This window comes from Hylemonella gracilis, from assembly GCF_004328645.1.
GTDB lineage: Bacteria > Pseudomonadota > Gammaproteobacteria > Burkholderiales > Burkholderiaceae_C > Hylemonella > Hylemonella gracilis_B.
This window is the reverse complement of sequence record NZ_CP031395.1, coordinates 694,486-713,809: the sequence shown is the minus strand read 5'-3', so window position 1 is coordinate 713,809 and position 19,324 is coordinate 694,486. Positions and strand designations below refer to the sequence as shown.

General features: G+C 64.7%; 13 protein-coding genes and 1 pseudogene. 11 read left to right on the top strand and 3 right to left on the bottom strand.

Features of this window, described 5'->3' with window-relative positions; genetic code table 11:
* Positions 1–2: 2 nt before the first annotated feature.
* The 11 genes and pseudogenes from rsmG (at position 3) to DW355_RS03445 (ending at position 15,374) form a co-directional block, all read left to right on the top strand.
* A complete protein-coding gene (rsmG, locus tag DW355_RS03495) occupies positions 3–674 on the top strand; it encodes a 16S rRNA (guanine(527)-N(7))-methyltransferase RsmG (RefSeq protein WP_131282245.1) in 672 nt (223 codons plus the stop codon).
* A gap of 59 nt (positions 675–733) precedes the next feature.
* Complete coding sequence (locus DW355_RS03490) at positions 734–1,348, top strand: LysE family transporter (RefSeq protein WP_131277972.1); 615 nt, start codon at positions 734–736, stop codon at positions 1,346–1,348.
* A gap of 52 nt (positions 1,349–1,400) precedes the next feature.
* Positions 1,401–2,186, top strand: a complete 786-nt coding sequence (locus DW355_RS03485) for a ParA family protein (RefSeq protein ID WP_131277971.1) — start codon at positions 1,401–1,403, stop codon at positions 2,184–2,186.
* Between the two features lie 23 nt (positions 2,187–2,209).
* On the top strand, positions 2,210–2,767 hold the full coding sequence (locus DW355_RS03480; RefSeq protein WP_131277970.1) for an RBBP9/YdeN family alpha/beta hydrolase: 558 nt from the start codon (positions 2,210–2,212) through the stop codon (positions 2,765–2,767).
* Positions 2,768–2,881: 114 nt separating this feature from the next.
* Positions 2,882–3,826, top strand: a complete 945-nt coding sequence (locus DW355_RS03475) for a ParB/RepB/Spo0J family partition protein (RefSeq protein ID WP_131277969.1) — start codon at positions 2,882–2,884, stop codon at positions 3,824–3,826.
* Between the two features lie 25 nt (positions 3,827–3,851).
* Positions 3,852–4,633 (top strand): annotated as a pseudogene (locus tag DW355_RS03470) (class I SAM-dependent methyltransferase).
* Between the two features lie 58 nt (positions 4,634–4,691).
* Positions 4,692–5,111 (top strand): response regulator, encoded by a 420-nt coding sequence (locus DW355_RS03465; RefSeq protein ID WP_165493112.1) that lies wholly within the window; start codon positions 4,692–4,694, stop codon positions 5,109–5,111.
* A gap of 6 nt (positions 5,112–5,117) precedes the next feature.
* Positions 5,118–9,071, top strand: coding sequence for a PAS domain S-box protein (locus tag DW355_RS03460; protein ID WP_131277967.1), 3,954 nt, complete (start codon positions 5,118–5,120; stop codon positions 9,069–9,071).
* 147 nt (positions 9,072–9,218) lie between these two features.
* A complete protein-coding gene (locus DW355_RS03455) occupies positions 9,219–11,222 on the top strand; it encodes a methyl-accepting chemotaxis protein (RefSeq protein ID WP_131277966.1) in 2,004 nt (667 codons plus the stop codon).
* Positions 11,223–11,465: 243 nt separating this feature from the next.
* A complete protein-coding gene (locus DW355_RS03450; protein WP_165493111.1) occupies positions 11,466–14,918 on the top strand; it encodes a putative bifunctional diguanylate cyclase/phosphodiesterase in 3,453 nt (1,150 codons plus the stop codon).
* 249 nt (positions 14,919–15,167) lie between these two features.
* The gene (locus DW355_RS03445; RefSeq protein ID WP_131277964.1) at positions 15,168–15,374 is read left to right on the top strand and encodes a hypothetical protein; all 207 of its coding nucleotides are present in this window, start codon (positions 15,168–15,170) and stop codon (positions 15,372–15,374) included.
* Between the two features lie 136 nt (positions 15,375–15,510).
* Here the strand turns inward: DW355_RS03445 and DW355_RS03440 are convergent, their stop codons facing one another.
* The 3 genes from DW355_RS03440 to DW355_RS03430 form a co-directional block, all read right to left on the bottom strand.
* Positions 15,511–16,950: an FAD-binding oxidoreductase gene (locus tag DW355_RS03440; protein ID WP_131277963.1), complete on the bottom strand. Its 1,440-nt coding sequence runs from the start codon at positions 16,948–16,950 to the stop codon at positions 15,511–15,513.
* 101 nt (positions 16,951–17,051) lie between these two features.
* The gene (locus tag DW355_RS03435) at positions 17,052–18,410 is read right to left on the bottom strand and encodes a sensor histidine kinase (RefSeq protein ID WP_131277962.1); all 1,359 of its coding nucleotides are present in this window, start codon (positions 18,408–18,410) and stop codon (positions 17,052–17,054) included.
* Entirely contained in the window at positions 18,407–19,150 is a 744-nt protein-coding gene (locus tag DW355_RS03430) for a response regulator (protein WP_131277961.1), read from the bottom strand. The genes DW355_RS03435 and DW355_RS03430 overlap by 4 nt, the downstream gene beginning before the upstream one ends.
* Between the last annotated feature and the right edge of the window lie 174 nt (positions 19,151–19,324).

The following is a 19,324-nucleotide window of genomic DNA, read 5'->3' as shown; positions in this document are numbered from 1 at the left end:
CGATGGCCGTGCTGGCAACGAATCTGGCCGCTCGCCTGGAATCCGGTGTCGGCGCGCTCGGCCTGGCCTTGTCCGATGCACAGCGGACGCAGCTACTGGACTACCTGGGCCTGATCCAGAAATGGAACAAGGTCTACAACCTGACGGCACTGCGGGACGCGGAGGACATGCTCACGCACCACGTGCTGGACAGCTTGGCCGTCATCCCGTCGCTACGGCGGCAGACCCAAGGACGGGCCATCCGGCTGCTTGATGTCGGTTCGGGGGCGGGGCTGCCGGGGGTGGTCATTGCCATTTGCTGCCCGGAGATCGACGTGACGTGCGTGGACACGGTGGCGAAGAAAGCCACGTTCATCCAGCAGGTGGCCATCGCGCTCAAGCTGCCTGGGCTGCACGGCGTGCATGCGCGGGTGGAAAACCTGCAAGGGCCTTTTGACGTGGTTTCCTCCCGGGCATTCGCCTCCCTGGCCGATTTCACGGCCTGGTCCGCTGGTGCCTTGGCGGTGCAGGGCGTCTGGATGGCCATGAAAGGCCGACACCCTGCCGATGAAATCGCCGCGCTGCCCCCGGAGGTGGAGATGTTTCACGTGGAACCACTGACCGTGCCGGGGCTGGAGGCGGAGCGCTGCATGGTCTGGTTACGCAAAAAAACGGACGCAAGCGCCTCCGCCTGAGTCGCGGCACACGGTGGGCGTCGTACACTCGACGCCTCCTTTTTGAGAGACGCTTCCCCATGTTCGGCATTGCAGACTACGGCGCTTTTGTCACCGCCATCATCCTTTTCCTGCTGATTCCGGGGCCGGGCAATCTGGCCATCATCACGTCCACCGGCAAGGGCGGACGGGCAGGGGGGATGGCCGCAGCGTTCGGCATCATCGTGGGCGATCAAATTTTGATGTGGTCCGCCGTCGCGGGCGTGGCTGCGCTGCTGGTGGCCTATCCCACCGCCTTCCATCTTGTGCAGTGGCTGGGCGCGGCCTACCTCGCGTGGATGGGCTTCAAGATGCTGACGGCCAAGCCCGGCGGCGCACCCGTGTTGCATATCGAGCCCCGCCATTACTTCAGGCAAGCCTTCGTCATCACCTTGCTCAACCCCAAGGCCATCGTGTTCTACATGGCCTTCTTCCCGCTGTTCATCAACCCTGCACAGCATCAGGGGCTGCTCACCTTCGGCGTGATGGCGGCCACCGTCGCGGTGCTCGGGTTTTTGTATTCGCTGACTGCGGTGTTGCTCACGCATCACCTCGCCGAGCGCCTGCGGGCCAGCCCGCGCATCGGACGGACGCTGGAAAAGCTGGCGGGCATTTTCCTGATCGGTTTCGGCCTGAAGCTGGCACTGACGAAATAAGACCGAAGCTCGGTCTTTCCCCCACGACAAGAGTTCAGAACACGAGTGCTGCATGGCCAAAATTTTTTGCGTTGCGAATCAGAAGGGTGGCGTGGGCAAGACCACCACCACGGTCAACCTGGCGGCCGGCCTGGCCAAGCTGAACCAGCGCGTGCTGATGGTCGATCTGGATCCGCAGGGCAACGCCACCATGGGCTCCGGTGTGGACAAGCGCCAGATCCCGCGCACGGTCTACGACGTGCTGCTGGGCAATGCCTCCGTGGCCGAGGCCCGCGTCAAGAGCGACAAGCTGGTGGAAGCTGGCTACAGCTACGACATCCTGGGCGCCAACCGTGAACTGGCCGGCGCCGAAGTCGAGCTGGTCGATCTGGATCAGCGCGAGCGCCGCCTCAAGAACGCCTTGGCCGAGGTCACGGACGACTACGATTTTGTGCTGATCGACTGCCCGCCCAGCCTGTCCATGCTCACGCTCAACGGCCTGTGCGCCGCGCACGGTGTCATCGTGCCCATGCAGTGCGAGTACTTCGCGCTCGAGGGTCTGGCGGACCTGGTCAACACCATCAAGCAGGTGCACGCCAACCTGAATCCGGATCTGCAGATCATTGGTCTGCTGCGCGTGATGTACGACCCCCGCGTCACCTTGCAGGCCCAGGTCAGCGACCAGCTCAAGGCCCACTTCGGAGACAAGGTCTTCGACGCGGTGATCCCGCGCAATGTGCGTCTGGCCGAGGCACCGAGCTATGGCCTGCCCGGCGTGGTCTTCGACCCGGCCGCGCGCGGTGCCCAGTCCTTCTTCACCTTCGCTGAAGAAATGGTCGGCCGCATCGGCAAGATGTGATTCAAAGTAAGTGCTTGCCCCAGATGAATAACAACAACGTCCTGCTGCTGCCCGGCTGGTACGACTCCGGTGCCGCCCATTGGCAGAGCCTGTGGGAAGCCAGGTACGGTTACCTGCGGGTTCAGCAGCATGATTGGGAGCGCCCACTTCGCGGTGATTGGCAGATCCAGTTGGAAGAGACCATCCTGGCTTGCGACACCGACCGCACCGGGCCCGTGGTGCTGGTGGCGCACAGTCTGGGTTGCATCCTGGTCGCGGCCTGGGCCGCGCACAGCCGCAACACCCACCGCGTCCAAGGTGCCTTGCTGGTCGCGCCTGGGGATGCCGAACGCGACGAGATTCGCGGCCAACTGCCTAGTTGGTCGCCCATCGCGCGCCAGCGTTTGCCCTTTTCCAGCATCCTGCTTGGCAGCCGCAATGACCCGTACTGCCGCGTTGAACGGGCGCAGGGACTGGCGGCGGATTGGGGCGCACGTTTCATCGACTACGGCGAGCGAGGCCACATCAATGCCGACTCGGGCCTGGGCGACTGGCCCGAAGGCCATGCCTTGCTGCAGACCCTGATGCAGCCGCCCGCCTAGCCCTGCGGCACGATGAAACAACGACACACGAAACGGCGGTTTCCACAAACTGCCTTGGCGGTCATGCCGCCCGATCTGAACCTGAATCTGACGCCACCGGGAGTACATACAGAGATGGTCACGAAAAAAACCAGGGGCCTGGGCCTGGGCCTGGAAGCCCTGCTGGGTCCCAAGGTCGAGGAGCATCAGGCCGAACCGGCACCGGACGGTCTGGTGCCGCAGGCCGGTCAGGTTGGCAGCCTGCGCCTGGAAGAGATGGTGCCCGGCATGTACCAGCCGCGCACCCGCATGGACGAGGGTGCCCTGTACGAGCTGGCCGAGTCCATCAAGGCCCAGGGCATCATGTCGCCCATTCTGGTCCGCAAGCTCCATGAGGGACCGAACGCGGGCAAGCACGAAATCATTGCGGGTGAGCGGCGCTTCCGCGCGGCCCGACTGGCGGGCCTGGACAGCGTGCCCGTGCTGGTGCGGGAGGTGCCCAATGAGGCCGCCGCCGCGATGGCCCTCATCGAGAACATCCAGCGCGAGGACCTCAACCCGCTGGAAGAGGCCCAGGGCCTGCAGCGCCTGATCCGCGAATTTGGCCTGACGCACGAGCAGGCCGCGCAGGCGGTGGGCCGCTCGCGCAGCGCGGCCAGCAATCTGTTGCGTCTGCTGAATCTCGCCGAGCCGGTGCAGGCCATGCTGATGGCGGGTGACCTGGACATGGGCCACGCGCGTGCCTTGCTAGCGCTGGACCGCGCCACCCAGATCACGGCGGCCAACCAGATCGCCGCGAAGAAGTACTCCGTCCGCGAGGCCGAGAGCCTGGTCAAGAAGCTAGGCGCCGAATTCAGTCTGGCGCCGCAGAAGCCCGGCAAGGAAAAATCGCGCGACCTGAAACGCGTCGAGGAAGAACTGTCGGATCTGCTGACTGCCCAGGTCGAGGTGCGCGTCAAGAAGCGCGTCAAGCGCAACGGGCGCGTGGAAGAGATGGGCGAGCTGTCCGTGCAGTTCGGTTCGCTCGACGAGCTCAACGGCCTGATCGACCGCCTGCGTCGCACGGGCAGCGGCGACTGAGCGGGTACGGAGCAACGGGCGCGCCATGCGGTCTTCCTTGCCACGGACGTCGTTCCGGTCCTTCGGTTGGCCCCTGCCCGCGCTGATGGCCTGGAGCGTGTGCTGGTTTCTCTATTCGCTGCTGCGGATGAAGACCGGCATGCCCCTGTGGTCCGTGCTGGGTCTGGTCACCCTGGTTGGTGTGTTGCTCAGCCTGCTGGGAGGCACCTGGTGGCGCCGGCTGGTCATCGGCCTGGGCTTTCCGCTCTCGCTGTTTTTCTCGGGGCCTTGAGCCTGCCTGCCTGGGCCTGGTTGCTTCCGCTGGTGTTGCTGGCCCTGATTTACCCACTCAACGCCTGGCGGGATGCGCCCCTGTTCCCGACTCCCGAGGACGCCCTGAACGACCTGCCCGAAGTGGCGCCGCTGGAGCCAGGTGCCCAGGTGCTCGACGCTGGCTGCGGCCTGGGTCATGGGTTGGAGGCCTTGCGCCAGGCCTACCCGCTGGCCGACCTGCACGGTGTGGAATGGAGCCGCCCGCTGGCCTGGTGGTGCCGGCGGCGTTGCCAGGGGCGAGGCATCCGCGCGCACGTGGAGCGCGGTGATATGTGGGAGGTGGACTGGTCGGCTTACGACCTGGTCTATCTCTTCCAGCGCCCCGAGACGCTGCCCCGCGCCATGGCCAAGGCGGCGGTGGAAATGCGATCCGGCGCCTGGCTGGTCAGCCTGGAATTTGAGGCACGCGGTTTCAAGCCCACGGCGAAACTGAAAACCGTGGGGGGTAAGCCAATCTGGGTCTACCGGTGGCCGCCAGCGGCTGTCTCGGTCTGATCACGACATCGCCGGCAGACCGTTGAATCGGAGGCGGTGGCATGCAATCATGCCCGCCATGGCATCCATGGAGCCTCATTCATCGACGGTGGCAAATGCCATCAGGAAACCGCGCGTCCTGGTCGTGGACGACAACGGCCTGAGCCTGCAGGTGGCGGCCCGACTCCTGCGCGATCTGGACTGCCAGGGTGCCCTGGCCCCGGACGGGCTCACGGCCTTGCGGCTGATCGAGGAGCAGGTCTTTGATCTGGTCTTGCTGGATGTCGAGATGCCGCACTTCAATGGACAGGAAACCCTGCTGGCATTGCGCGCGCGGATGGGTATGCGCCTGCGGATCTTCATGGTGACCGGACATGACGATGAGTCGACGAGTCAACACTACATCGCCTTGGGGGCCGATGGCATGCTTTCCAAACCCTTGACGGTGGATGGGTTGCGCCATGTCGTGCAGAGGATCGACGTTCAGGCAACGTCGTGACAGGGCATGGAAAGCACCGCCTGGACCTGGTTTCTCGCGGTGTGCGCGCAAGGCGCGCTATTGGGCTTGGTCGGCCTGATCTGGATGGCGCGTCGTCGCGATCGGCCGGACGAACGCATGGTGCGCACGATCTGCATGGGGCGCCTCAAGCAGGATGCCATCTGCCTGAGCGACACCGGAGGTCGGATCATCCGGGCCAATCATGCCTACGCAAATCTGACGGGCTTCGGCATGACGGAGCTGCAGCGGATGACGGTCGCGGAACTGCTGCAGGCAAGAATCAAGGAAGGCCCGGGGCGCGAAGCGCTGGGGGAAGCATTGGCGGCGGGACTGGAACTGCGCACCCGTCTGCAGTTCCAGCGCCGGCAGGGCGACTGGCGCTGGATGGTCGTGGAGTTGCATCCCCTCCATGATCCCGCCGGCCGGCGAATCACCGGGGTGATGATCGTGCAAATCGACATCGAAGAAACCTGGCGCGAGCAAAGGCGGACACAGCAGATCCTGCGTGAGCACGAAAGCTTCAGAAGCATCGTGGATCAACACGCCATCATTTCCGAGACCGACCTGCAGGGCCGCATTCTGCGGTTCAACGACCGTTTCATGGAGATCAGTGGTTATCGTCAGGACGAACTGCTGGGGCTGGACCATCGTCTGCTCAACTCTGGCCATCATTCGCCGACGTTCTGGCGCACTATGTGGTCAACGATCAATGGAGGGCTTATCTGGCGCGGAGAAATATGCAACCGCACCAAGGACGGTTCCCTGTACTGGGTCGACAGCGTGATCGCTCCTCTACTGGGTCATGACGGACTGCCCGAGCGCTACGTGTCGGTCCGTACCGACATCACCGCGCTCAAGAACCATGAAGTTTTGCTGCGGCGTACTGGCAAGATCGCCGGTGTGGGCGGATGGTACGGGCACGTCGGTTCGGACCTGCTGCATTTCTCCGAGGAGGCGCGGTCCATACTGCAGCTGGAGTCGGCCCAAATGCATGTCGAAGAGGTCATGCGGCGCTTGTCATCGGAAGAAGCCGAAGAGTTGCGGGCCAATGTGAACAGCCTGATCGAAGGGCGTATCCACTCCTTTACCCAGGCGCTCAAGCTGACCCAGGCGGACGGTCAGGAGCTGTGGTTGCGCCTGATCGGTGAAGTCGAACTGCATGACGGGAAACCCTACCAACTGCTCGGCGCAGTACAGGATGTCACGCGGTACGTGCTGGCCCGCCTGCGTATCCAGGCGGGGGAGCGATTGTTACGGTCCGCATTCGAGGCGCTGGGAGAGGCGTTCGCTGTATTTGACAAGCATGAGCGCCTCTTGCTCTACAACGAAAAGTACCGCGAGATTCTGGGAAACCGGCGGGAAGACATCGTCGCTGGTATGTCGTTCAACGAGATCGAGACACTCCTGCGCAAGGCGGGCATCTATCGCGATGGGCAGGCCCAGGTGCAGGAACTGACGGGCATGATGAAGCAGACGGATTTCCGGTGCCGCGTGCAACTGAACGATGGGCGATGGGTCAAGTACATCGCGCATACCACGGTCGATGCGCGGCACGTCCTGTTCCGCATCGACGTCACGGACATGCAGGAGGCACTACAGGCCGCCGAAGCGGCCGCGCTCAGCAAGAGCCAGTTCCTTGCCAATATGAGCCATGAAATACGGACGCCCATGAATGCAGTCATCGGCTTGTTGCAGGTGCTGAAACAAACCACCCTGGATGCCGAGCAGGATGACCTGCTGGGCAAGATCGACGGTGCGGCGAGAACGTTGCTGGGCATACTCAACGACATCCTGGATTACTCAAAAATCGAAGCGGGGAAAATGCCGCTGGATATCCAGCCCTTCGATCTGGATCAGATGTTCACGGATCTTTCACCCATTTTGTCGGGTGCCATGGGCGACAAGGAACTGGATCTGATCTACGACATCGATCCCGGCATTCCAAGAATGCTGATGGGCGATCTGTTGCGCTTGAAGCAGGTGCTCATCAATCTGGGTGGCAATGCCATCAAGTTCACTCAGCAGGGGCAGGTGGTGTTGCGTGTGCAGATGCTGCGCCTGGATGAACGCGGCGCCTTGCTCGAGTTCGCCGTTCAGGACTCCGGGATCGGTATCAGTGCTGGGCAAATCGAGCATGTTTTCAGCGGATTCAGCCAGGCCGAGGCCTCCATCTCACGTCGTTACGGTGGCACGGGGCTGGGTCTGGCCATCAGCCAACGGCTGGTCGGCGTGATGGTGAACGCCTGTGGTGAGGGGCGGTCTCTGACGGTGGAAAGTGAACAAGAGAAAGGCAGTCGCTTCAGTTTCCAACTGCTGCTGCCGGTGGTTGCGAACGCGGAAGAAAAACAGGAAGGTTTCGGGGAAAGGAGGGCGACCCGGGCATGGCTGCTGGCGCCGCCGTCGTCGGCGTGCGAGGCGCTGGCGCGCATGTTGACGGGGATGGGTTGGCAAGTGCGGATGTTCGACGACGGGGAGCATCTGTACCAAGAGCTTTGGCTTGTGCATCAGCAAAATGCACCGGAAGTGTTGCTGGTCGATCTGGCCGCGTCAGGGGCCGGTGTCTTTGCCAAGAAGTCGGGAATGGGGGGGGTTGTCGATGTCGGAGGGGCGGAGATCCTGACCATCGGCTCCAGACCCCTGCAGGGTGACGGCGCCTTGCTTTGCAAGCCATTGACGGCGGGCATGGTGCAACGCGCCTTGGCGCGCAAGCGAGCTCCGGCGGTGCCGCAGGTGCCGACGCCAACTGTCGCGGCGCGGCGTTTGAGCGGCCTGCGGCTGCTCTTGGTCGAGGACAACCTCATCAATCAAGAAGTCGCCTTGCGCATGCTGGGCCGGGAGGGAGCCGAGGTCAGTGTGGCGGAAAATGGGGACATGGCGCTGAAGGCTCTTCAAGCTTCGCCAGACGGGTACGACTTGGTCCTCATGGACATGCAGATGCCAGTGATGGATGGCCTGCAGGCCACGCGAACCATCCGTCAGCACGGAGCCCAGGCCACGATTTCTGGTGCAGGGGTGCCGGGGCAGGCACGATGGCGCGACCTTCCCATCATCGCGATGACGGCCAACGCCATGCGATCAGACCGGCAAGCCTGCCTGGATGCGGGCATGAACGACCACATTGGCAAACCATTCGAACAGGAGCAACTGATTCAGACCGTGCTGCGGCATGCACGACGTGAGGATGACGCCATGCCTGCAGCGCCGTTTCGACCTCCACCATTCGGTGTCGCGCAAGTGCCAGCACCTGACTTGCCAGCCGGGCCGGCCTGGGAAGACCTGCCTTTGCTTGATGCGCAAGCTGCGTTGGCTGGCCTGGGTGGAGATGCAGTCTTCTATACCCGTCTGTTGCGGGAATTTGCCATTCACGGCACGGTGCTATGCGAAAGAATGTCCGCTGCAGCCTCTACTGTCTCGGTCAGCGACGCGGCGCATCAGCTCAAGAGCACTGCCCGCACTCTGGGCGCGCTGCGCCTGGGCGGTCTGGCAGAGCGCGTCGAGCAGTTGGCCCGACGGGTTCAGGGCGCTGACGCCGAAGAAACGCAGGCACTCATTCCGCTTCTCGTCGCCGATCGGGCCGTCTTGCCGGAAATCTGGGGCCAAACTCTCCGAGTGCAGGAGGAATGGCTGGTGCGTCACGAAATGACGGTGCATCAGGAAACGGAGCCGCCACGGGCGTGGGGCGCGATGCTGGATGAGTTGGCCGAATGTCTGCGCACGAATGACATGAAGGCCTTGGACTTGGTCGAAGGGTTGGTAGCGAGATTCAGTGTGGCAACGGGAGAACCCCAGGGTGAATCAGAAGCGCACACACAGATGGCGGAACTGCAGGAGGCCATGAGCGTTTTTGACACCGGCAGGGCCTTGACGGTGGTGCAAGCCTTGCGCAAAGTGAATTTAAAAACAAAGTCCACATTCCGAAGAAAAAAAGCTGCGCCGGGTGGAAAAAAGGTCCCAGGCTGAGCGTGGCGAGGCGGCAATCCGTGGCTGGAGGAGAACAAAACCTCCAAGGAGAAATCCATCACCCGCAGGCACCATGAGCCTCCCGCGTCGAAGGCTGTTGTTGGGAAACGATCTTTCGAGTCCATCAGAACGTCACCTGGAGTCATCATGCGCGTCAACTTGCCCGTCACCCAGAACGGCTACACCTTTCCGGCCGATCAGACGCTGATTTCCATCACGGACCTGAAGGGGCGCATCACTTACTGCAACACCAACTTCATCAGCGTCAGCGGCTACTCCCATGGGGAACTGCTTGGGCAGCCGCACAACCTCGTGCGACACCCGGACATGCCGGAAGAGGCTTTCCGGGACATGTGGGACACGATCGAGCATGGCCGGCCCTGGACCGCCTTGGTCAAGAACCGCCGCAAGAACGGCGACTATTACTGGGTGCGCGCCAACGCCACGCCGATGCGCAATGGCGAGAAAATCGTCGGTTACCTTTCCGTGCGAACCCGTGCCGTGGACGAAGAGATTGTGGCCGCCGAGTCGCTTTACGCCGCCATGCGGGCGGAAGCCGCCGCCGGGCGGCGCGTACACGTGCTGCAGCATGGTCAACTGCGGATCAACACGCCCATCGGACGTCTGGGTCGTTGGCTTCGCCCCGAATTGCGAGGTCAGTACATCGGCTGCATGCTGACCGTGGCCATGATCGGACCCGTGTTGAGCCAGGTGGGCGTGCCTCTGTGGGGGCGTTTGATCACGGCGGCGATTGCATCTGTGCTGCTGGGTCTTTATCTGGTGCGCATCGGCATCAAGCCACTGCGACAGGTGATCAATACAGCGAATCTTCTGGCTTCCGGGGATTTGACGAGCTTTGTCCACGCCAATGGTCGGGGCGAGATCGGTGAACTGCAACTGGCTTTGGCGCAGCTCGCCGTGTCGGTGCGCACGGTGGTACGCGATGTACGACACGAAGTGGCCAACCTGCGTGGCAGCACACAGGAAATTGCCAACGGCAACGCCGACATGTCCGCGCGCACGGAATCCCAGGCCAGCAGCTTGGAGCAAACAGCCGCGGCCATGGATGAGATCAATGGCACGGTTCAGCAAACCAGCAATCTGGCCGAAGAGGGGGCAAGTGTCGCGCGGGATACTGCCAGTGTGGCCCAGCGTAGCCATGAAGCGGTTCAGAGTGTGGCCAGCACCATGAGTGAAATTTCGGAGTCATCACGTCGCATCAACGACATCATCCAAGTGATCGAAGGCATAGCCTTTCAGACCAATATCCTGGCCTTGAATGCCGCGGTGGAGGCAGCTCGGGCCGGTGAGCAGGGCCGGGGCTTTGCCGTGGTGGCGGCGGAAGTACGGACCCTGGCCGGTCGTACGACCGAAGCCTCAAAGGAAATCAAGGGCTTGATCGAGGAATCCCGTCAGCGAGTGGGATTGGGCAGTCAACGCACCAATGACGCGCGCGAGCGCATGGACGAGGTGATGGCATCCGTAGGCCGCGTCACAACCTTGCTGGAGCAGATCAACACTGCGGCAAAGGAGCAGGCGACGGGCATCGCGCAGATCAACGCGGCGGTGTCGCATCTGGATGGCATCACCCAGCAGAACGCGGCCATGGTCGAACAACTGGCTGCGTCGTCTCTGGCGTTGAACGAGCAGGTAGGCGTTGTGCACAGCACCATCCGCGTATTCCGATTGACGACCAAGGACACGACACTGGCCGAGGTGGACGCCGTGGAACTGCGCAAGCAGAGCCGTACCGAACTGGTCGAAAGCGAAGACGTCATCGATCTGCCACTCGCGATTTCCAGCCATCAGCAATTGCGAGTCACCTTACGCAATGCCATCAATCGCAAGCTCACACTGGAGACCGAACTCGGCCGTGACGACTGTTGCCCGCTGGGCATGTGGTTGCATGGGGCCGGAGGACGGCAATGGGGCGGAACGCCAGCATTCACGAACTTGCTGAAAGTTCACCGCGAGTTCCACGACGTCTTAGGGCGCGTGGTCGTCCAGATCAATGCCAAGCGGTATGGGGAAGCGGAAACAGCAATGGCGGTTGGCGCTGCGCTGCATACGACGGGTCAGGAGTTGACCAGTCAGGTTCACGTCATGCATGCTGTGCTGCATGGGGGGCGCTCCAGTCTTGCCGCGACCTGAGTGGCGTTCAACTCAAGTGCCGGTTCCGGATCGTTGCCTTCCAGCGAGAGAGGGGGGAAGTTAGACTGGCGGGATTGAGAAGAATCGATTTATTCTTCTGGTTTTCCCGTAACCGGGTCTGTGGCGTAGGCATGGGCATGCGGCTTGCTGGATGATAGAGCCCGTCAGCCTATGAAAGCAGAACCCGCGTCCTCCAGCAACACATCCGCCAAATCAACGGCCCGGGCACGTGCCCGAACCACGATGACACGATCCCGCGGCGCGCTGGACGTGGTTCTGATCTATGTGGTCTTCGCGTCCTTGTGGATCCTGTTGTCCGACCGCCTCATGGGCTGGTTGCTTCGCGACCCCGACCTCCTGCTGCTGGCCTCCACCCTCAAGGGTTGGCTGTTCGTGGCCGTCAGCGCCACCATGCTGCATTTCCTGCTGCGGCGGCGCGTGCGGGGTCTCCTGGCCCCGGCAGGCGCGACCGATGCGGAAACCTCCCGCCATGCCTTGCTGCGCTCAATGGCGGTGTTCGCCGTGCTCGCCCTGGTCGTCGCGATGTTCGTCGCCTCGACCATCTGGCAGGCCATGCGCGAGGAGCGGGAGCAGGCACATGCCCAACTGCGTGCCGTTGTCCAGTCCAAGGCCAGGGAAATCTCGGCCTGGCAGCAGGAGCGGCTCAACGACACCGGCGACCTCGCGAACTCTCCCTACTTGCGCACACGCTGGACAGCCTGGCGCGAGCGGGGCGACGTGCAAAGCCTGCAGGAGCTGCGGCGGTTTCTTGATCGCGCCCGGCAGGCCGGCGTCTTTCTACGCGCTGAAATCGTCGACGCGCAGGGACGAAGCTGGCTGGAACACGGAGACTCATCTCATGACGCGCAGGCACCGCACGTCGACGCCGAGCTGGCGGATGCGGTGCGTCTGTCCCTCAGCCAGAACCGACCCCAGCCGGTGGGGCCGTGGCGCGATGCTCAAGGCGCCTGGCACTTGGCTTTCGTTGGACCGGTGGCGCCCCCTGGCCAGAATGGCGGCGCCCGCCCGCCCGGCCAGGCGGCCTTGGTGCTCCACGCCGATGCCGCCGCCTATCTGCAGATGGTGCTCAACGATTGGCCCATGCTGCGTCTGGGTGCGGAAGCGGTGCTGCTGCGCCGCGATGGCGAACACGTCATCTTCCCGGGCGAGGTTCCGGCCGCGCGGGTGGCCGAACTGCGCGCGGTCCTGGCCCGTTTCTCCTGGCCACGCACCGACGCCGCGCCGGTAGAGGGGCTGGAGCATCACGGCTTGCCAGCCCTGGCCGTGATCCAGCGCATCGGCGACACCGAATGGTGGTTGCTGGTCAGACAGAGCCGGGAGGAAATGCTGCGTGGCGCCGCCGCCAGCGGTGTCTGGATGGCCTTGACGGCGGTGCTCGGCCTGTTGGCCCTGGGCGTGGCCCTGTACCTGCGGCACGAACGTCACCGGCGCCTGCACTCGCTGCGCGACATCGAGGAGCTCCAGCGGGCCAAGCAGGCCTTGCTCGAAAGCGAGGCGCTTTACCGCCTGCTGGCGGACAACAGCAGCGACGTGGTCTGGCTCTACGACCTCGAGGCCGACCACTACCTCTATGCCAGTCCCGCCGTGCGCCTGTTCGGCTACGACCCGAACCAGGCCACCAGCATGTCCTTCAAGGACGTGCTGCCGCCCGCGGTGGAGCAGGCGACGCGGGAGCGCCTCCATGAGCGCATCGCCGCCTTGCAGGAGGGTGACGAAAGTCAGCGCACCGCCCTGGGCGAGACGCCGGTGCTGAACGGCGACGGCGTGCTCACGCCGACCGAAGTGGTCACCACCCTCCTGACCGATGAGAAGACGGGGCGTGTCACCCGCGTGCTGGGCGTGACACGCGACATCACCCAACGCAAGCGGGACCAGGACCAGCTCATCCGCCTGTCGCAGGCCATCGAGCAGAGCCCGGCCAGCGTGGTCATCACCAACCTCGAAGGCAATATCGAGTATGTCAACCCGGCCTTCGAGGCCATGAGCGGCTACCCACAGGCCGAAGTGTTGGGCACCAACCCGCGATTGCTGAATTCGGGCCGCACGCCCAACGAGGTGTACGACACCATGTGGCGCTCGCTCGAGGGAGGTCAGCCCTGGCATGGAGAACTGATCAACCGCGCCAAGGACGGGCGTGACTACGTGGTCAGCATGACCATCGCACCCGTGCGCAATGCCAAGGACGAGGTGGCGCATTACCTGGCGGTGCAGCTCGACGTGACCTTGCAGCGCAACGCGGAGGAAAAGGCGCGTCAGCTGGCCTGGTTCCATCCCCTGACCGGCCTGCCCAATCGCCATCGCCTGCTACTGGACTTGAAGGAAACCCTGGAGACGCGCAACGCCACGCGCGCGTCGGACGAGGGGCAACCGACTGAGCAGTGCGCCTTGCTGCTGCTGGACCTGGACCGCTTCCAGACCGTCAACGACGCGCTTGGTCCGGCGGTGGGGGATCAGCTGCTGCGCCAGCTCAGCTGGCGCTTCGCCGCTGCCCTGCCGCCGGAAGCGCAGCTGGCGCACCTGAACGCCGATGAGTTCGCCGTGCTGCTGCAGCCCGTCCGCGCGACCGAGCATGCGGGCGTGCCGGGGGATGCCGCCGCGCGCGAGGCCGTCGGTGCCCAGGCCCTGCGCCTGGCCCAGAGCCTGCATGACACTCTGATGGCGCCCGTGCAACTCGGACGTGGCGAGAGCCTGGCCGTGAGCTGCTGCATTGGCATCACCTTGCTGCCGCATCGGGGCGATGTGGATGGGCCGGCGCAGGATCCGGGCCATGAGCCACTTCATGATTCACCCGAGGATGTGCTGCGTCGCGCCGACACCGCCTTGCACCGCGCCAAGGACGGCCGGGGCCGGGAAGGCAGCACTGGCCACACAGCTTTCTTCGATGCATCGATGGAGCAGGTGGTCAGCAGCCGTTTCCTGATCGAGCGCGACCTGCGTCGGGGGCTGGCGGCCGGTGAACTGCGGGTCTACCTGCAGCCCCAGGTCGATGCCGATGGGCAGATGGTCAGCGCCGAGGCCCTGGTGCGTTGGCAGCACCCGGAACAGGGTCTGGTGCCGCCGGGCGCCTTCATTCCCGTGGCGGAGGAGAGCGAGCTGATCACCGATGTCGGACGCTGGGTGTTGCAGGGCGTCTGCGCCCACCTTGGCGCCTTGCGTGCGCGGGGCCTGCGCCTGCCCATCGCGGTCAACGTCAGCACGCGCCAGTTCCATCAGCCGAACTTCGTGCACGAGGTGCAGGAGGCCTTGCGCGTGCATGCCGCCGCGCCCGGAGACCTGATCATCGAAATCACCGAGAGCATTCTGATGGAGCAGGTGGAGAACGTCACCAGCAAGATGTCGCAGCTCGCCGGCCTGGGCGTCAAGTTCTCCCTGGACGATTTCGGCACCGGGTATTCGTCGCTGGCGTATCTGAAGCGCCTGCCCATCGACGAGATCAAGATCGACCGCAGCTTCGTGCAGGACGCGCCGACCGACCCCAACGATGCAGCCCTGGTCGACGCGATTCTTTCCGTGGCGCGCCACCTGCGGCTCAAGGTCGTGGCCGAGGGCGTGGAAACGCGCGCGCAGGCGGACTTTCTCCACGCGCGTGGCCAGATCGTGCAGCAAGGCTATCTGCATGGCCGGCCCGCGCCCGCGGAGGACGTGCTGGCGGCCTGGGAAAAGGCGCAGGGCTAGAGAAAACAGGACGCTGCGCGATCGGCGTTCACGGGTAAAAAATCAGTTTTCGCAATATGAGAGGCGGAATGCTGCGCAGCAGCAAAAATCCGTCATACGAAAAAATGACGTTTCTCATCTCGAAACGAGAATTGTAAATCATTGATTTAAAAAGGAAAATTAATTCTTTTGTATCCCGGTAAAAAGCGGCGTGCGTGGGTGGCTTGCTCGACACTGAAGGCGGTTTTTCATCGCACACAAGGAGTCAGCATGTACATCGAATTCGCACTGCACCACTACATCGGGGACAACGGCGACGAGGTCCTGAACGACGCCCGGGCCGCGCTGGGCGGCGCCGACTACGCCAGCTACCTGAACAGCGAGAGGGCGGCCATCGTCGTCAATCCGCACAACCTGGCGCCCGTGGGCGTCAGCTGGACGGATGGCAACGGCATCCAGAATCGCTTCTTCCGCTGAGACCGTCCCGTTGCAGGCAAGGGCTCAAAGACTCAAGGGCGCCATTTCCCGGCGCCCTTTTTCTTTGGTCGGCGGTTTGGGGCCGATCCATCCGACCGTGGACGGTGTGCCGTTTGCCGCTCCTCGCCGGTGCGACCTAGAGTGTGAAGATCTTGCCGGGGTTCATGATGTTTTTCGGGTCCAAGGCGCGCTTGATGGTGCGCATCAGGTCCACCGCGCCCGTGCCGGTTTCCTCGGCCAGGAACCCCATCTTGTGCAGGCCGATGCCGTGTTCACCGGTGCAGGTGCCACCCAGGCGCAGGGCCCGCTGCACCAGTTGGTGATTCAGCTGTTCGGCGCGCGCGCGTTCTTCCGCGCTGTCTGGGTCGATCAGGTAGCCCATGTGGAAATTGCCATCGCCCACGTGGCCGACCAGGAAGTAGGGGATGCCGCCGGCGTTGGCCTCATCCACGCTCTCGACCACGGCCGTGGCCAGTTGCGAGATCGGCACACAGGCGTCGGTGGTGATGGCACGACAGCCCGGGCGGGTCTGCAGGCCCGCGAAGTAGGCCGCGTGCCGCGCCGTCCACAAGCGCGTGCGTTCCTCCGGCGTCTCGGCCCATTCGAAGGCCTGACCGCCCTGGTCCGCCGCCAGGGACTGCACGGTGTCCGCCTGTTCGCGCACGCTGGCGGGAGAGCCGTGGAACTCCATCAGCAGCAGGGGTTCCTCGCGCAGGGTCAGCTTGCTGTGCTTGTTGACCGCGCGCACGGTGTTGGCGTCCAGCAGTTCCACCCGTGCGATAGGCACCCCGAGCTGGATGATCTCGATGGTGGTGCGCACGGCCGCGCCGATGTCGGGGAAGGAGCAAACCGCCGCCATGATGGCCTCGGGCAGCGGGTAGACCTTGAGCGTGATCTCGGTGATGACGCCCAGCGTGCCCTCGCTGCCCACGAAGAGGCGCGTCAGGTCGTAGCCGGCGCTGCTTTTCTTGGCGCGGCTGCCGGTGCGGATGACCTCGCTGCCCTTCTCGGGATGCGGCGTGACGACTTCCAGCGCCAGCACGTTCTCGCGCATGGCGCCGTAGCGCACGGTGTTCGTGCCGGATGCGCGGGTGGCGCTCATGCCGCCGATGCTGGCGTCCGCGCCTGGGTCAACGGAGAAGAACAGGCCCAGGTGCTTCAGCTCTTCATTGAGCTGCTTGCGTGTCACGCCCGGTTGCACCGTGACCGTCAGGTCTTCCGGGTGAATGGCCAGTACCTGGTTCATACGGCTCACGTCCAGGCTGATGCCGCCTTCGATGGCCAGCAGATGGCCTTCGAGCGAGGAGCCCACCCCGTAGGGAATCACCGGCGTGCCGTGCTCGTTGGCCAGGCGCAGCACTTCGGCCACCTCGGCCGTGCTTTGCGCGTACACCACGGCCGCCGGCGGTGGCACGTTGGTGAAGGCGGACTCGTCACGGCCATGCTGCTCGCGCACCGCCAGGGCTGTGGAGCAGCGTGTTCCGAAGCGCGACGCGAGCGTCTCCAGCAGCGCGGCGGGTACGGGGCGCTGCCGGGCCTGGGGCTGAAGTTGGGCGGAGGTCTGAGGTGCGTTCATGGCGTGTCTCCGGGACGCGCGGCCCGGCTTTGCCTGCTGCTGGGCCGCGATAGTCGAATGGCTCGAATGCCGAATGATGCGCCGATTGTGACGCCCGCCGCCTAGGGCCTGCCCGAGGGTGCGTCGTGGGTGTTGTCGCCTGTGCTGTGGGGCTGTGTCGTCGCCAGTGGCAAGCGCACCTCGGCGCGCAGGCCCCGGCCGTCGAGATTGCGCAGGCGCACATCACCCCCATGCGCGCGCAACAGGTTGCGCGCGATGCTCAGGCCCAGGCCTGAGCCGCCCGTCTCCCGGTTGCGCGACATCTCCAGGCGCAGAAAGGGATCGAACACGCGCTCCAACTGGTCCGGCGGGATACCCGGCCCGTCGTCCTCGATGCCGATCACGATCTGTCCGTCGTCTTCGTCCAGGCGGATGCGCGCGCGCTGCCCGTAACGCACGGCGTTGTCCAGCAGGTTCTGCAGGGCCCGTCGCAGCGCGCGCGGCGCGGCTTGTACCGAGGCCTCGAGTTGGCCCTGGCAGCGGCAGTCGTGCCCGGCGTCGCGCATGTCCTCGGCCATGGCCTCGCACAGCGGACCGAGGTTCAGCCGTTGGCGGGGTTCGCGCAGGCTGGCGCTTTCGGCGTAGTCCAGGCCATCCTGGATCATGGCGCTCATGGCGTCGATGTCGGCGACAAAGCGCGGGCGTTGCTCCGGCGGCGCGTGGTTCTCGGCGCGCAGCCGCAGGCGCGTCAGCGGCGTTTTCAGGTCATGCGAGATCGCCGCGAGGATCTCGGTGCGTTCGGCCACGTGCCGCTGGATGGCGCGCTGCATCGCGTTGAAGGCTCGGGCGGCACGGCTGACTTCGACCGGGCCGTCTTCTGCCAAGGGCGGCGCGTGCAGGTCACGACCCAGCGCATCGGCCGCGTCGGCCAGGTGCAAGAGCGGGCGCGTCGTCTGCCGCACCGCGAACCAGGCCACCAGCATGACCGCCAGGCAGAGCACGGCCAGATACGCGAAGCCCGTGGACAGGGGCGGCGGTGACAGCGGGCGCTCGCTGAAATGCACCAGCAGCGTCTGCCCGCTGTCGATGGGCAAGGACAGGAAGGGTTGGTCGGGCACCGCGCACAACGCCACGATCGCCAGGTCCGATCCGGCGCGCGCGCGCATGCTCTCGGCCAGTTCCGTGGCGTGCGGGTGCGTGCAGCGTGGCGCCGAGGAGGCGCCCTGGATCAGTTCGAAAGCGTAATAACCCCGGTCCAGGCTTTGCAGCCAGGTCGCGCGCTGATCGGCGGGCAGGCTGCGCAGGAAACGCTGGACGAAGCTCACGTCGGCGCTCATGAAGGCGTACATCTGCGCGCGGCCCTGGCGCGCGCTCACGGCCAGCACGGCGATGAAGCTGACCGCCTGAATGAACACCGTGGCCAGCACCAGGATCAGCATCACCCGCGCGGAGAGCGAGCGCATCACGCGCGGCAGTTTCATCGCCTTGTCCGTCCACAAGGTGCGACCGCCATGCAGAAGACATACCCTTCATTGCGCACGGTCTTGATGTAGGCCGGCTCGCGTGCGTCGTCGCCCAGGCGGCGGCGCAGGCGGCTCACCCGCAGGTCGATGCTGCGGTCATAGACCTCGCCGTCGCGCCCTGCCAGCTGGGCCAGCAACTGGTCGCGGTTGACGATGCGCTGTGCGTGTCGCAGGAGGAAGCGCAGCAGGGCGTATTCGGCGCCCGACAGTGGTGTGACGGCGCCGCGTGCGTCCAGCAGGTGGCGCGCCACGGTGTCCAGGCGCCAGGCGCCGAAGGCCAGACAGGGGACGTCGTCGTCCGCGCCCGCGGTGGCGGGCAGCGCGCGCGTGCGGCGCAGCACGGCGCGGATGCGCGCCACCAGTTCGCGCGGCTCGAAGGGCTTGGGCAGGTAGTCGTCGGCGCCCATTTCCAGGCCGATGATGCGGTCCACGTTGTCGCCGCGCGCGGTCAACATCAGCACCGGCAGCCGTGCCCATTCGCTGTCGCGCAACCAGCGCAACAGGCTCAGGCCGTCCTCGCCTGGCAGCATCAGGTCCAGCACGACGAGGTCCACCGGGGCGGCACGCAGGGCGCCGCGCATCTGCCGGCCATCGGCCGCGCAGTCCGCGCGCAGGCCCTGCGCGCCGAGGTATTCGGCCAGCAGTCCACGGATATCGGGGTCGTCGTCGACGACCAGGATGCGATCGGTGCGCTCCATGCAAGGGTTCCTGACGGCCGTCCCGAAAGACAGCGGCGGGGGCATTGTCGGCCGATTGGATGACGCGGTTTGTATCCCAGTGTATCGATCGGGTCCGCCGACGCGTGGCGATACAAAAATCCGGTGTCCGCGATACATCGCCGACAAACCGGCCCGGTGCAATGGCGACTCCTC